This is a genomic window from Halorubrum sodomense (assembly GCF_900111935.1).
Taxonomy (GTDB): Archaea; Halobacteriota; Halobacteria; order Halobacteriales; family Haloferacaceae; genus Halorubrum; species Halorubrum sodomense.
This window is the reverse complement of the sequence record NZ_FOYN01000003.1, coordinates 356,483-371,112: the sequence shown is the minus strand read 5'-3', so window position 1 is coordinate 371,112 and position 14,630 is coordinate 356,483. Positions and strand designations below refer to the sequence as shown.

Below are 14,630 nucleotides of genomic sequence, written 5' to 3'. Positions count from 1 at the left end.
CATGCTGTTCACACTGACAGCTCGGGCGATGTCAACCTGGCTCGTTAGGGGTGATCCGTAATGGGGATGCGTCGCTATATCGCCAAGCGAGTCGCTCACGCGCTGGTGGTAATCTACATTGTTGCAACAATCGTGTTCTTTGCCGTCAGAGCCATCCCTGGCGACCCAGCACGAGTCCTGCTCGGCGGCGACGCCAGCGCCGAAGCCATTGCGGCACTCCGGGAGGAGATGGGCCTCACGGAACCGCTGTACGTTCAGTATATCCGGTGGATGGGCCGGATCTTACAAGGAGATCTCGGCACCTCGGTGTTTAGCGACCAGAGTGTCCTCCAGATGCTCATTGGTGTGGCTGAACCGACGCTGAGTATTGCTGGGCTCGGGATGCTAATTGCGCTGTTGATAGCTATTCCCGCTGGCATCACCAGCGCCGTCAAACAGTACCAGTGGGAAGACTACGTCGCGACGACGGTCTCGTTCATCGGTATCAGCATGCCTGGGTTCTGGATCGGTATTGTCTTGTTGATCATTTTCGCTGACCGGCTCGGCTGGGTGCCGGCGTTCGGCTACGTGTCGTTCCGGCAGGGGATCATCCCCTGGCTAAAACACATCATTCTGCCGGCCTTGGCGGTCGGGCTCCCCTACGGCGGGATCTTGATGCGGATGACTCGGTCGTCAATGATGGAAGTGCTGAACGAAGACTACATGCGAACGGCGCGAGCCAAGGGGTTAGACGGCCGGCTGATCGTTTTTAAACACGGGTTACAGAACGCTCTCATCCCGATCGTTACCGTCGCGGGTATCCTGCTGGGCGTGCTGCTCGGCGGCGTCGTCGCTGTTGAAATCGTGTTCGGGATCCAGGGGCTCGGCCGGCTGCTGATTGCGTCGATCCAACGCCGGGATTTCCCAGCTATCCAGGGAGCGGTGATCCTCATCTCGTTCGTGTTCGTGTTCATGAACCTGCTCGTGGACGTGTTATACACGTCGATCAACCCGCAGATCAAGTACGGAGGTAGTGAGTGATGTCGGTCTCTGATCTCGTCGAAAGTGCGTTCAGCGGCTCGAGTGAGAGCGGGAAGACCTTTGGAATCCGGTCTGACCTGCTTGAGCGGTTCATCAAAACGATTCGGCGTGACCTCAGAGCGAAGATCGGGTTCCTCGTTGTCGCGCTGTTCGGGCTGTCGGCTATCTTTGCGCCGATGCTGGCGCCGTACGACCCGATGTCCCAACAGTTCCCGATACTGATGCCACCGGACCCGTTGAGTGCCAACCCACTCGGCACGGACTCATTCGGCCGGGACCTCCTGTCACGGCTGATGTACGGCGCCCGGATTTCGCTGGCCGTTGGCCTCGGGGCGGTTACATTTGGAGCGGTCCTCGGAATCCTGATCGGCTTGTTCGCAGGCTACTACGGTGGGTACATCGACGACCTGCTGATGCGGGCCGTCGACGTCATGTGGGCGTTCCCGTGGCTACTCATCGCCATTATGCTAGTCGCGATCTTCGGCCAGGGGTTCTGGAATGTCATGGTCGCTATCGGGTTCGCCTATATCGATGATTTCGCACGGTTGGCCCGTGGCGAGGTCCTGGCGATCCGTGAAGAGGAGTATACCATGGCGGCGAAGAGCGTCGGGCTCGAAGACTATGAGATCATCTTCGAAGAAGTGTTCCCGAACACGGTTGCGCCGCTTATTGTCCAATTCACAATCTTCACGGCGCGAGCGATCCTCGCTGAGAGCACCCTGTCGTTCCTCGGACTGGGCGTTAAACCGACGACACCGACGTGGGGAGCCCTCCTGGGACAGGGTCGCGGATTCATCACGCAGGCGTGGTGGATCTCCATCATTCCGGGGATCGCCATCATGGTGACTGTGCTTGGAATCAACCTCTTCGGCGACGCACTACGTGATGCCTTCGACGTGAAAGAGACTGGTCAAACATGAGCTCGCAACCACGTCCTACACAGCGGGCTGGTCCGTCCGTATCGACTACTGTCACCGAGGAACCGCCGCTGCTGGCTGTTGATAATCTCCACACGACGTTCACCACAGAACGTGGAGATGTCCCGGCCGTTGACGGGGTTTCCTTCGCGATTAACGAGGGGGAGGTATTCGGCATCGTCGGTGAGTCAGGTTCCGGAAAATCCGTCACCGCTCTCTCGTTGTTGGGTCTCGCTGACGGCGCGACCGTTACCGCCGATCGGCTGTGCTTCCGGGATGAAGACCTCCTCGCCAAAGATGAGGCAGCCCTCCGCGAGATCCGTGGCAACGACATCTCGATGATCTTCCAAGATCCGATGTCGTCGCTCAACCCGGTAATGACCGTTGGCGAGCAAATCGCTGAGGTCGTTCGCCACCACGGTGATGTCGGTGAATCGCAGTCGCTGTTCGCAGAACTCCGGCGGAAGTACGTCACCGGCACCAGCGAGTCAAGCGCCTCGTGGCAACGAGCGGTCGAGTTGCTGGACACCGTCGGCATTCCAGACCCGGCCGACAGGGCGAACGAGTACCCGCACCAGTTGTCCGGCGGGATGAAACAACGGGTGATGATCGCGCAAGCGCTCGCCGGCGATCCTGACCTGATTATCGCTGATGAGCCGACTACCGCTCTCGACGTGACGATCGAAGCCCAGATCCTCAACGAACTGCTCGATCTGCGCGATGAGTTCGGCGTCTCTATCATGCTCATCACGCACGACTTAGCAGTCGTCCGCGAAACGTGCGACCGCGTGGCCGTGATGTACGCGGGCGAAATGATGGAGACGGCTGATACCAGGACGCTCTTCGAAGATCCTCGCCACCCGTACACGCGAGGGTTGATAGATTCCATCCCCCGGACGGACGACGACCGTGAGTGGCTCGATGCTATCGAAGGCAACGTTCCCGACCCGACGGCCAAACCGCAGGGCTGTCCGTTTCGAACCCGGTGTGACGCCGCATTCTCTCTCTGTGAGGAGCCGCTTGTCGCCTACTCAGCGGAGGAGCCCGGCCATCGAACGTGGTGTCACCTCTATAACGATGCGGTTGCCAACGACGGGGACGAGGTCCAGCGTGTCGACGACGCGGAGGCGAAACAACTCATCCAAGAACACGAGGCCAGCGACGATCTGGTCACCCCGCAGCGGCCCAACTTCGGAGGGGAGTACAGATGAGTAGCCAATTCGAATCATCAGTCACCGATACCACAGGTGGTCAGTCAGCCGAGTCGGGCGGTGAACCGCTGCTGAGTGCGAAGGGCCTGAAAAAGCACTTTCCAGTTGAACAGAGCTTCCTCGACCGCCTGTTCGGTGATGACGAGTGGGTTCACGCCGTCGACGGGGTAGACCTGACGCTCGCCGAGCGGGAAACCCTCGGTGTGGTCGGTGAGTCCGGGTGTGGGAAGTCCACCCTCGGGCGCACACTGTCTCGACTCTACGAACCGACTGCTGGGACCATCCATTTCGACGGTGAAGAGATCTCTGACGCCGAAGGGGACCGGCTGAAAGCGCTCCGAAAAGATGTTCAGGTCATCTTTCAGGATCCGCTTTCATCGCTGAACCCACGAAAAACAGTCGGGGAGATTGTCGGCAAGCCGCTGGCGGTCCACGACATCGCGACTGGTGAGGCCAAAGACGAACGTGTCGCCGAGTTGTTCGAGGAGGTTGGCCTCTCACCCGACTTGCGCGACCGCTATCCACACGAGTTTTCCGGCGGCCAGCGCCAGCGTGTCGGTATCGCGCGTGCCCTTGCCGTGGAACCGAAACTCATCATTGCCGACGAGCCGGTTAGCGCACTCGACGTGAGCGTCCAGGCACAGATCATCAACTTAATGAAACGCCTCCAACAGGAGTACGGCCTCTCGTACGTTTTTATCGCACACGACCTATCGGTGGTGCGGCACGTCAGTGATCGTATCGCAGTCATGTATTTGGGAAAGATCGTAGAGGAGGGGCCGACACACGATATCTTTGAGGCACCGGCTCATCCCTACACGAAGTCACTGCTGGCAGCAATCCCGAGTATCACCGGCGAAATGGGGCGGCGAACCGTCCATCTCGATGGGAATCCACCAAGTCCTATCGACCCACCATCGGGATGTCCGTTCCATACCCGCTGTCCGGAGTACATCGACGAGGAGTGCGAAGCCGATGAGCCAGCGCTCCAACCGGTCGAGCAGAGCGCCGAGTCCGACCCCGAGCGGCACCGGTCGGCGTGTCACTGGAACGACCGTGACGAGGCTGACCGCGCAGCACAGAGTCCGTACGGAAACGATGTCGGGGGATGATTCCCACGCGTCTGCTGCGTCTACGACCGACGATCCGGGCACAGCAGCTCATGACCACTTGGGTTTCTCGCGGTGGTGGTTAATCGTCGCTGCTGCGGGCTCGATGGGCGTGGTGAGTCCCTACCAATACGTCTGGTCGTCGATCGAAGGACCGCTGGCGCGAGATCTCGGGATCGCATTGCCCGCACTGGGGCTCGTGTTCACGCTGTTCGTGATATTTCAGGCTGGCTCACAGTTTCCTGTTGGCTGGTGGCGTGACCGACACGGGCCGCGAAACCTGACCGCCATCGCAGCAGTGCTCGCCGGTGGTGGATACATCGGTATCACGTACGCAACGACAGTGTGGCACCTCTACGTACTGTACTCGCTGGGGGCGATCGGCGTTGGCATCGTGTACACCGTCGCGGTGAACACAGCCCTGAAATGGTTCCCCGACCGCCGCGGGCTGACCACTGGTGTCGGGACAATGGCTTTCGCCGGTGGCGCAGCACTGTTTGTCCCGTTCGTTCGTGCCAACGCTGCTGTTGACGCGTACAGCAGAGTATTGCGACTGATGGGTGTCCTCATCTTTGTCGTTGTCCTCCTGACGGCAGTGCTGCTACGGGATCCGCCGCCAAACTGGTTCAGGGACAGTAAAGAATCGAACGAGGCTCCGGCCGATCAGGCCTCAGCGGCGAATTTTCAGTATACATGGCGCGAAACAGCTCGAACCTGGCAGTTTTGGCTTATGTACGCAATGTTCGTTGCGGTGAGCGGAGCTGGTCTCATGGTGACTGCGAAGGTGATCTCATTTGCGCAGGCGATGTCGTTAACCGAGAATACGGCCACGCTCTCGGCGACAATGTTGCCCGTTGCGGCCGGGATCGGTCGCCTAGTCATGGGCGACCTCTCCGACCGGTTTGACCGACGATACATCATGGCGGTCTCATTTGCCTTGTGTGGAATCGGCGTTGGCAGCCTGGTTTTCGCCGCTCAAGCGGGGTCAACGGTCTTGTTCGTGGGGAGTGTCGTGTTAGCAACGTTCTTCTGGAGTCCGCAGTACACGCTGTTTCCAAGCTTGGTCGGTGAGTATTATGGAGAGGCTCACTCCTCGTCGAACTATGCGCTACTCTACTCTGGGAAAATGTGGGGTGGTATCTTCGGTGGCGCGGTCGCCGGCTGGCTGGTAACCGTTACTTCGTGGACGTTTACCTTTGGTATCGGAGCTGTCCTCGCTATCGGTGCTGGGGTGAGTGCATTAGCACTCCAAAGGCCTACCAAACACCCTGTGAGACCAGCTGGTAGCGCTGTGAACCCTGGCGAAAAGCAGGACTGAACGTAGCTGTTGGCTCGCCCGCCCGATTACGATTTGAACAGGGCCCTTCATACGAGGAGGGGGTCAAGGCTAGGGGATGGCATTGTGGAGAGCTGCGAAGGATTTGACCCAGCGGTCTCCTGATACCACCGGCGCAGGGCCTCGTATGAGCGCCAGACTACCCGCTCAACGCGCCGATACGGGAGATCGGCTAATACAAAAACGCTGCTTCGACACGCTGTTCGGTCGGGGTATCTTCACGGGAAAATACTTTCTGATCGCGTGTTTTCGCGACCACGCGGTCGAGCATCTTCGAGTCACCAACTCACCCTTGCTCGGCCGCACTCTTCACGCTAAGGTTACCCCTTTTCTCCGACAGGCGATCGTTTAAGCGGTCGCCGGGCCACCCGGACGTATGAGCGCTCTCGACAGCGGCGAGTACCGAAGCTTCCGACGCGACCTTCACCGCCACCCCGAGCCCGCGTGGCGCGAGTTCTACACCACCGCGCGCATCGTCGAGGCCCTCCGCGAGCGGGACCTGACGGGTCTCCACGTCGGGCCCGACGCCTTGGCAGCCGACGAGCGCCTGAACGTCCCCGACGACGAGGAGCTGGCGGAGTGGGAACAGCGGGCCCGCGAGGCGGGCGCCGATCCCGAAGTCCTCGAACAGCTCTCGGGCGGCTACACCGGCTGCGTCGCGGTCGTCGAGCGCGGCGACGGCCCGGTGGTCGGTCTGCGGGTCGACATCGACGGGCTCCCGATCACGGAGTCGGAGTCGGGCGACCACGTCCCGGCCGGTGAGGGGTTCCGCTCCGAACACGAGGGGTTCATGCACGCCTGCGGCCACGACGCCCACGCGACGATGGGGCTCGGCGCGCTCGACGTGATCCTCGACTCCGACTTCTCGGGCACGCTGAAGGTGTTCTTCCAGCCGGGCGAAGAGCAGATCGTCGGCGGCAAGCCGATGGCCGAGTCGGGCCACCTCGACGATGTCGACTACCTGTACGCGGTCCACGTCGGCCTCGACCACCCCTCCGGCGAGGTCGTCTGCGGCATCGAGGGGTTCCTCGCGGTGCGGCACTTCCTCGCCGAGTTCACGGGCGAACCCGCGCACGCCGGCGCGCGCCCCGAGCAGGGCCGGAACACGGTTCAGGCGATGGCGGCCGCGATCCAGAACCTCTACGCCATCCCGCGGCACGCGGACGGCCCGACGCGGGTGAACGCCGGACTCGTCGGCGGCGGCACCGCGACGAACATCATCCCCGAGGAGTCGTACATCGAGGGCGAAGTGCGCGGGCAGACGACCGACCTCGCCGAGTACATGTCCGACCACGCCGACCGGGTCCTCGACTCGGCCGCGGAGATGCACGACTGCGAGGTCGACGTCTCCACGCTCGGCGAAGCGCCCAGCGCGACGAGCGACGACGCGCTCGCGGGGCTCGTGCGGGAGTCTGCGGGCGACGTCTCGGGCGTCACGAACATCGTCGACAGCGACGAGCTCGGCGGCTCCGAGGACGCGACGTACCTGATGAACTACGTCCAGGAGCAGGGCGGGCTCGCCTGCTACCTCGGCGTCGGTACCGACCACCCCGGCGGCCACCACACGAGCGACTTCGACGTCGTCGAGGACGACATCGGGATCGGCATCGACGTGATCGCCGGCGCGATCCGGCGGGTCGCCGAGACGCGGCCGTAAGACCCTGGCGCGCTTCTCTGCCGATATTTAAAAGCATCCGCGACGGCTTTTATAAACAACTGCGGTAGCGCGCGCCTCCGAGCGGCCGGCCTAGGCGGCTGCGAGGAGCGCGTGCGAGGGACGCCGTGAGCGACGGGCGACCGTAGGGAGCCCGGAGCGAGCGGCGAGGCTGGGGAGGTGTGAGGTGCGGTGCCGGGCGGGACTCGAAGGGGCAGCCGTGAGGGCGAAGGCGCGCGACGAAAGCACCGCAGGAGCGAGTGAAACGAGCGACGAGGAGCGCAGCGAGCGCACCGAGCCCTCACGGCTGGGGCTTCGGCGGTGTCGGTATCGATCTGTCATCTATAAACGGCCGCGTACAGCCGAGCGGTTGAGACTTCGGTGGTGTCGGTGTTGGTGTCGAACGATCACTTATATACAAAACCGTACAGCCGAGTGGCTGGGGCTTCGATGAACGTCACCGCACAGTCGCCTATTTAAAAGGAGCCGACCACGAGTCTGCCTCTCGGATCTTCGCAACTCAGAACGTCAGGTGCGAGCTCGACGCCGGCCCCTCGTCGTCGCCGTCGTCGTCCGGTAACCCCTCGTAGAGGTAGGTGAGGTCGTCGTCCGTGAGGAACACAGCGCCGTCGCGCACATCGACGTCGATCGAGCGGAGCGTCGTCCCGGCGGCCTCGCCGTTGTCGCAGGAGCCCTCACAGGAATCGAACGCCGAGCCGTGCTTCGGGCAGACGACGGAGCCGCCCCGCGTCACGGCTCCTATCCCTTCGCGGTGGAGGCGCTGGTCCTCGTGGGTACAGCGGTTGATCCACGCGCGGACGGGCGGATCGACGGAATCGTCGGCCTCACCCGGCTCGTCCGCGCACGGCACGAGGAACACCTCGCGGTCCTCGTCGCCCTCGCGGGCGGTGAACGCCCACGAGCCCTCCTCGCGCACCGTCTCGACGGTCGTGAGTCGGTAGCCGCTCACGCTTCAGTACTTCGCGTCGGCGCCGGTCGTCTCGTACACGCGGTCCATGATGGCGTCGCGCTCGCGGGTCCAGTTGGCCATCGCGGCGGGGCTCGTCGGGTACTCGTCGTAGTGGGCGAGCAGCTCGTCGGCCAGCGACTTCGTCTGGTAGAAGTTTCGGATCGTCCCCCAGTAGCCGAAGCTCTTGATCGCGGCCTTCACCTTCAGCCCGAAGGACATCGAGGTCGACCCCTCGTACAGCGCCTCCGCGAGCTTCTCGCCCGGCAGCGACGCGAGCAGCCCCATCAGGTCGTCGACGTCGACCGCGGTCGAGAGGACGTTGTACACGTCGAGACCGGCGTAGCGCCCGCCGAAGTGGTCCATCACGCGGGTGTTGTACCGCCAGAGGTTCTCCTCTGTCACGTCGCCGTCGGAGACCGCCTTCACCGCCTGTTCGCCGGCGTACTTGCCCGCGTATGCGGCCCCCGCAATCCCGCCGCCCGTCGTCGGGTTCACGTGGCCGGCGGCGTCGCCGACCGCCATGTACCCCGGCGCGACCGCCGAGTCGTAGGGGCGACGCGTGGGGAGGGCGGCGCCGAGCTTGTCCGTGACCTCCGCGCCCTCGAACTCGGGCCGGTCCCGGAGGTCCTCCTTCAGCGACTCGACGAGCTGCATCGGCTCCTCGGTCATCTGGAAGCCGAGCCCGGCGTTGATCTCGGTGCTGGTCCGCGGGAAGTACCAGAGGTAGCCCGCGGCGCGGTCGGTCGCCTTGAACACCAAGGCGTCGTCCCACTCGACCGGCTCCGGCACCTCGACGATCTCGCGGTACGCCGAGCAGAACTGCGAGTACCGGACGTTCGTGTCGAAGGTGGTCCCCTCGAAGTCGGCCTTGTCCTGGAGCAGCGAGAGCGACCCGGCGCCGTCGATCACGACGTCCGCGGCGTAGGTCCGGGGGTCGCCCTTCCGCACCGCGTGAAGCCCCGTGACGCGGCCCGTCTCGTCTTGCGCCACGTCGTTGATGACGGTGTCGTAGTGGAAGTCGACGCCCGCGTCTTCGGCGCCGGCGATGATCTGTCGGCCGTACTCCCAGCGGTCGATGACGGCGAGTTCCCCGGGCACCGGGATCTCCAAGACCGTGTCCTCTTGGGGGATCTCGAACCGACCGTGGTCGACGCCGGTGTTCGTGAACGCGGGTTCGAGCCGGTCTTTCGGGATCGCCTCGGGGAAGGCGTCGGCCCCCTTCAGCGCGTCGCCGCAGGCGATGTGGCCGGCCTCCTGTTCGTCCTTCCGCTCGACGATGACGACGTCGAGCCCCTCGTTCGCGATCGTCGCGGCGGCGTAACAGCCGGCGGTCCCGGCGCCCGCCACGACGACGTCGTACTCGTCGATATCCATTACCGGACCGTGTCGTGCGCCCGGCAAAACTCTTTGCTCCCGTTTCGGTCGCGTCGGAGGCGACGGATTCCGGGGCGGACCGCGGTCCGACGGACGCGCCCGCGAGGCCTAACTGTTCAGGCTCACCGTTTAACGCCCCGGAGCCGCGTGGTACGGGTATGGGCCAACTCGATCAGACGGACGCCGATCGGATCCGGGCGTGGCTCCCGGAGGTCAGGTCGTCGGAGGCGACCGCGGCGCTGATGACCGCCGTCGCGTACGACCGGGGGATCGGCACGGCGGAACTCGCCTCGTGGTACGGTCGCTCCGAGGAGTGGGTCGAGGAGACGATAGCGACGCTCGACTCGTCGGGGTTCGTCTCGACCGTCGCCCGGCTCGAAGGGGTCGACATCGAGGCGGTCGCCGCCGAGTCGAACCTCGCGCCCGCGACGGTCCGTGACTGGTTCGACGGCCTCGCCGACGAACCGGTCCCGGAAGCGGCGGACGTGGTCCGGCGGTACGCCGAGGGGTCGGTCGAGCCGGTGCGTACCGGCACGCCGTCGACCGTCTACCACCTCGACCGCGACGTGATGGCCGAGCGCGGCTGGGCGGTCGACGACGACGACCTCTTCGAGAAGGCGGCCGAGGCCGACCTCGACCTGCCGGCGTACGGTCGGTTCCTCGTCGAGCCCGGCGAGTCGATCCTCGAGGCCGCGGAACGCGGCGGGCGCTCGTGGCCGTACGCCTGTCGCGGCGGCGCCTGCTCGAACTGCGCCGTGATCGTCGTCGAGGGCGACGTGGCGATGCCGGGCCAGTCGGTCCTCTCCGACGAGCAGATCCGCGAGGAGAACGCGCGCCTCTCCTGCGTCGGCGTCCCGATCACGGACGAGGTCAAGATCGTCACCGGCGTCGGCGACGCCGACGACTTCGCCGACCTGCGGCTGCCGTCGCCGGCCGACGACCCGAGCGCGTCGGACTGACCGCGGGGCGGCGTTCGCGGCGGCCGTTCCCCTCGCCGTCTCTACTCCTCGGTCTCGTAGTGTTCGCCCGCGGCCTCGGGGATCTGGGTCCGGCCGACCAGCGCGAGTACGACGATCACCATGACGTACGGGATGGTCTGGACCAGCGTGTCCGGAATCGCGTAGCCGAGCTGCTGGAGGCGGATCTGGGTCGCGTCGAGGCCGGCGAACAGCACGCCGGCGCCGAGCGTCCCGAGCGGGTTGTAGTTGCCGAACAGGTACGCGACGATGGCGATGAACCCCTTCCCCTGAACCATCGTCTCGCCGGAGCCGACGAACTGCCCGATCGACAGCGCCAGCGCCGAGCCGCCGACCCCGGAGAGGACGCCCGAAAGCAGGACGCCGGCGTACCGCACCTTCGAGACCGAGACGCCGACCGTGTCGAGCGCCTTCGGGTTCTCGCCGGCCGCCCGGAGGTGTTTCCCGAAGCCGGTCTGGTTCAACAGCCACCACGAGCCGACGGTCGCGACGATCACCATCGCGGTCGAGTACCGCCATCCGACGTTCGCGCCGAGGTTCGGCGTGTTGACGCCGCCGAAGAACACGGTCGACATGAACGGCGCGAGCCCTAACGCGATGAGCCAGACGGCCAGCCCGGCGATGATCTGGTCGGCCTTGAACTCGATGCAGACGACCGCGAACAGCGCCGACAGGAGCGTCGACGCGGCGATGCCGGCGAGGAACCCGACCGCGAGCGCCGGGACGCCGAGGACGGCGTTCCCGATGCCGACGACCGACGCGGCGTACACCGACACGAACGCCGAGATGATGAGCAGTCCCTCCAGCCCGATGTTGATGACGCCCGACTTTTCGGCGAAGATGCCGCCCAGCCCGGCGAGCACGATGGGCGCCGCGAGCCGCGCCGTCGACGTCGCGGTGCTCGTCGAGAAGACGATACCGGCGAGGTCGCCCGCGACCGAACCCGGGAACGCGAGCCCGAACGCGCCGAGCAGCGCGAGCAGCCCGGCGGTGCCGACGACCAGCGAGCGCACGTAGTCCGACTCGATCAGGTCGTCGAGGATCGGGATCGACGCGGCCGCGAGCGGGTTACGCATCGGTCTCACCCCGGTCACCGCCGGCGGTCTCGTCCGGCTCGGTCGTCCCCGGGACGCCGCCTGGGGGCCCGCCGACGCCGGTGTATCGCCCGATCATCCGGAAGAATTCCGGCATCGCGACGAACAGGATAATGAGCCCGCGCAACACCGCGACGAGCTCCGTGGGGACGTCCGTCCGGAAGCCGATCTCCAGGGCGCCGCCCTTCAGGACCCCGAAGAGGAACGCCGCCGGCAACACGCCGATCGGGTTGTTTCCGGCCAGGATCGAGACGGTGATGCCGTCGAAGCCGAGGTCGGGGACCGAGGCCATCCACCGCCCCTCGGACATCAGCACCCACACCGAGCCGCCGAGGCCGCCGAGGGCGCCGGACAGCGTCATCGCCCGCACGGTCGTCTGCTTCGCGTTCACGCCGCCGTACTCGGCGGCCGCCGCCTGGACGCCGCTCGTCCGGAGGTCGTACCCGAGCGACGTGTGCTCGACGAAGTAGTAGAGCGCCCCGATGAAGACGACACCGACGAGGAGCGCGATCAGCGCGAAGTCGCTGGACTGCGGGAACAGCCACGGGAGGAACTGGGCGTATTCGGGGACGTACCTGGTGGCGACCACTGAGGAGCCCTCGGCGCGGAACACCTCCAACACGAGCACGTACGCGACGTTCGCGGCGACGAAGTTGAGCATGATCGTCGTTATCACCTCGTTGGCGTCGGCGTACGCCTTGAGCGCCCCGGGTATCGCCCCCCAGAACCCGCCGGCTACGGCGCCGGCGGCGGCTCCGATGACGACCAGCACGACCCCAGCGATCCGACCGGCGGGGAGCAGGGGCGCGACCGCGAGGACCGAGAGCGCGGTCGCGAGCGCGCCGACGACGAGCTGCCCCTGCGTTCCGATGTTGAACAGGCCGGCGCGGAAGGCGACGGCGACCGACAGCCCCGTGAAGATCAGCAGCGTCGTCTCCGAAAGCGTCAGGCCGAACGAGAGGTTGAACGGGGTCCATTCGGGATTCAACAGGCCGGGGTCACCGACGGCGAACGGGTAGCCGAGCGCGCCGTTGAACAGCACGACGTACACCTCGACCGGGTCGTAACAGAACCCCAGTCCCGTGAGCGGCATCGTCCAGGCCGCGGTCGTACACTCGGCGATCCGGCCCGAGACGAGCACGATCGCGAAGCCGATGACGATCGAAAGCAGGATCGCGGCGACGCTTATCACGAGCCGCTCCGCGACGCTCCGGTCGACGAACGGCGCGACGAGGCGGGCGACGACGGACGGGCGCCCGTCCGCGTCCGATTCGCTCACGCGTCCACCCCCTCGTCGCCGGCGGTCGTGTCGTCGATCCCCTCGCCCGCCTTCTCGCCCTCGACCTCCTCGGTTGCCGCCCCCTCGCTTGCCGTCTCCTCGCCCCCCACCTCCTCGCTTGCCGCCTCGTGAAGCGCCGCCCCCTCGACGGAGTCGTCGTCGAGCGACTCGCCGGCCATCAGCAGACCGATCTCCTCCTCGGTCACGGTCGCGGGGTCGACGACCCCGGTGAACTCGCCCTCGTGCATCACCGCGAGCCGGTCGGAGAGCCCCTGTACCTCGTCGAGCTTCGATGACACCAGAAGCACGGCCTTCCCCTGCGAACGAAGGTCGAGCAGCCGATCGTGGAGGAACTCCGTCGATCCGATGTCGACGCCGCGGGTCGGGTGCGTCGCGACGACGAGGTCGGGGTCGCGCTCGAACTCGCGGCCGACGATGAACTTCTGCTGGTTACCGCCCGACAGCGACTCTGCCTCGGCGTCGGCGTCGGGCGGTCGCACGTCGTACTGCTCGATGACGGACTCGGCGTGGTCTCGGGACGCCCGCCAGTCGATCCGACCCCTCTCGGCGAACGGGGGGTCGTGTTGGCTTCCGAGAATGGCGTTTTCGGTGAGATCGTAGGACATCACGAGGCCCCGCTCCTGCCGGTCCTCGGGAATGAACGCCATCCCGCGGTCGATCCGGTCGCGGCGGGTCTTCCCCGCCATCGGCTCGCCGCGGTAGCGGACGTCTCCGGACGACGGTCTGCGGAGGCCCGTGATCGCCTCCACGAGCTGTAGCTGACCGTTTCCGTCGACGCCCGCGACGCCCATGATCTCGCCGGCGCGGAGCTCGAAGGAGAGGTCGGAGACCGCCTCCACGCCCCGGTCGTCGTCGACGCTGAGGTCGGTGACCTCCAACACCCGGTCGCCCGCCTCCTGGGGCGTCGTCGCGGGGTCCATCAGCACCTCCCGGCCGACCATCATCTTCGCGAGCTCCTCCCGCGTCACGTCCGACGTAGCGACGGTCCCGACGTTGACGCCGTCGCGCAGGACGCTTATCTCGTCGGCCGCGGAGAGCGCCTCGCCGAGCTTGTGCGAGATGAAGATGATCGTCTTGCCCTGGTCGGTGAGCTCCTCGAAGACGCCGTACAGCTCCTCGACCTCCTGCGGAGTCAACACCGCGGTCGGCTCGTCCATGATGAGCACGTCGGCGCCGCGGTACAGGGCCTTCAGGATCTCGACGCGCTGCTGTTCCCCGACCGAGATGTCCGCGATCGTCGCGTCCGGGTCGACGTCGAAGCCGTAGCGCTCGCTCAGTTCGACGACGGCCTCGCGAGCCGCCTCCCTGTCGACGCGCAGTCCGCCCCAGGTCGTCGGCTCGTTGCCCAAGACGACGTTCTCCCACACCGTCATCGGGTCGACGAGCATGAAGTGCTGGTGGATCATGCCGACGCCGGCGTCGATCGCGTCCCGCGGCGAGTCGAACGACTGCGGTTCGCCGTCGAGGCGGACGGTCCCGTCGGTCGGCCGGTAGAGGCCGTACAGCACGTTCATCAGCGTGGTCTTGCCGGCCCCGTTCTCCCCGAGCAGGGCGTGGACGCTCCCCCGCTCCACCGCGAGATCAACGTCGTCGTTCGCGACGACCCCGGGGAATCGCTTCGTGATACCGTCCAAGTGGACCGCCGGGTTCATTCACCCGTAACTCCGC

The 14,630-nt window shown here is 65.5% G+C and carries 12 protein-coding genes; 7 read left to right on the top strand and 5 right to left on the bottom strand.

Features of this window, described 5'->3' with window-relative positions; all coding sequences use genetic code 11:
* The first annotated feature begins 60 nt into the window (after positions 1 to 60).
* The 6 genes from BM286_RS11280 to BM286_RS11255 all read left to right on the top strand — a co-directional run bounded on the left by BM286_RS11280 (position 61) and on the right by BM286_RS11255 (position 7,250).
* Positions 61 to 1,020, top strand: coding sequence for an ABC transporter permease (locus tag BM286_RS11280; protein WP_174549007.1), 960 nt, complete (start codon positions 61 to 63; stop codon positions 1,018 to 1,020).
* Entirely contained in the window at positions 1,020 to 1,940 is a 921-nt protein-coding gene (locus BM286_RS11275) for an ABC transporter permease (protein WP_092922183.1), read from the top strand. Before BM286_RS11280 ends, BM286_RS11275 begins: the two co-directional genes overlap by 1 nt.
* A complete protein-coding gene (locus BM286_RS11270) occupies positions 1,937 to 3,148 on the top strand; it encodes an ABC transporter ATP-binding protein (RefSeq protein ID WP_092922181.1) in 1,212 nt (403 codons plus the stop codon). Before BM286_RS11275 ends, BM286_RS11270 begins: the two co-directional genes overlap by 4 nt.
* Positions 3,145 to 4,260 carry an ABC transporter ATP-binding protein gene (locus tag BM286_RS11265; protein WP_092922179.1) on the top strand — a complete coding sequence of 372 codons (1,116 nt, stop codon included), beginning with the start codon at positions 3,145 to 3,147 and terminating at the stop codon, positions 4,258 to 4,260. Before BM286_RS11270 ends, BM286_RS11265 begins: the two co-directional genes overlap by 4 nt.
* Positions 4,247 to 5,575 carry an OFA family MFS transporter gene (locus BM286_RS11260; RefSeq protein WP_092922177.1) on the top strand — a complete coding sequence of 443 codons (1,329 nt, stop codon included), beginning with the start codon at positions 4,247 to 4,249 and terminating at the stop codon, positions 5,573 to 5,575. The genes BM286_RS11265 and BM286_RS11260 overlap by 14 nt, the downstream gene beginning before the upstream one ends.
* 394 nt (positions 5,576 to 5,969) lie before the next feature.
* On the top strand, positions 5,970 to 7,250 hold the full coding sequence (locus BM286_RS11255) for an amidohydrolase (protein ID WP_092922175.1): 1,281 nt from the start codon (positions 5,970 to 5,972) through the stop codon (positions 7,248 to 7,250).
* 517 nt (positions 7,251 to 7,767) lie between these two features.
* Here BM286_RS11255 and BM286_RS11250 read toward each other — a convergent pair.
* The gene (locus BM286_RS11250; protein ID WP_092922173.1) at positions 7,768 to 8,217 is read right to left on the bottom strand and encodes a Rieske (2Fe-2S) protein; all 450 of its coding nucleotides are present in this window, start codon (positions 8,215 to 8,217) and stop codon (positions 7,768 to 7,770) included.
* A gap of 3 nt (positions 8,218 to 8,220) precedes the next feature.
* Entirely contained in the window at positions 8,221 to 9,591 is a 1,371-nt protein-coding gene (locus BM286_RS11245) for a geranylgeranyl reductase family protein (RefSeq protein WP_092922171.1), read from the bottom strand.
* A 158-nt stretch (positions 9,592 to 9,749) separates the two neighbouring features.
* Between BM286_RS11245 and fer the strand changes: the two genes are divergently transcribed.
* The gene (gene fer, locus BM286_RS15930; RefSeq protein ID WP_092922169.1) at positions 9,750 to 10,550 is read left to right on the top strand and encodes a ferredoxin Fer; all 801 of its coding nucleotides are present in this window, start codon (positions 9,750 to 9,752) and stop codon (positions 10,548 to 10,550) included.
* A 41-nt stretch (positions 10,551 to 10,591) separates the two neighbouring features.
* Here fer and BM286_RS11235 read toward each other — a convergent pair whose 3' ends face one another.
* From BM286_RS11235 to BM286_RS11225, 3 genes are read right to left on the bottom strand one after another with little or no spacing between them, the layout of a single operon-like run.
* Complete coding sequence (locus BM286_RS11235; protein ID WP_092922167.1) at positions 10,592 to 11,644, bottom strand: ABC transporter permease; 1,053 nt, start codon at positions 11,642 to 11,644, stop codon at positions 10,592 to 10,594.
* The gene (locus BM286_RS11230; protein ID WP_092922165.1) at positions 11,637 to 12,941 is read right to left on the bottom strand and encodes an ABC transporter permease; all 1,305 of its coding nucleotides are present in this window, start codon (positions 12,939 to 12,941) and stop codon (positions 11,637 to 11,639) included. The genes BM286_RS11235 and BM286_RS11230 overlap by 8 nt, the downstream gene beginning before the upstream one ends.
* Positions 12,938 to 14,614, bottom strand: coding sequence for an ABC transporter ATP-binding protein (locus tag BM286_RS11225; RefSeq protein ID WP_092922163.1), 1,677 nt, complete (start codon positions 14,612 to 14,614; stop codon positions 12,938 to 12,940). The genes BM286_RS11230 and BM286_RS11225 overlap by 4 nt, the downstream gene beginning before the upstream one ends.
* Between the last annotated feature and the right edge of the window lie 16 nt (positions 14,615 to 14,630).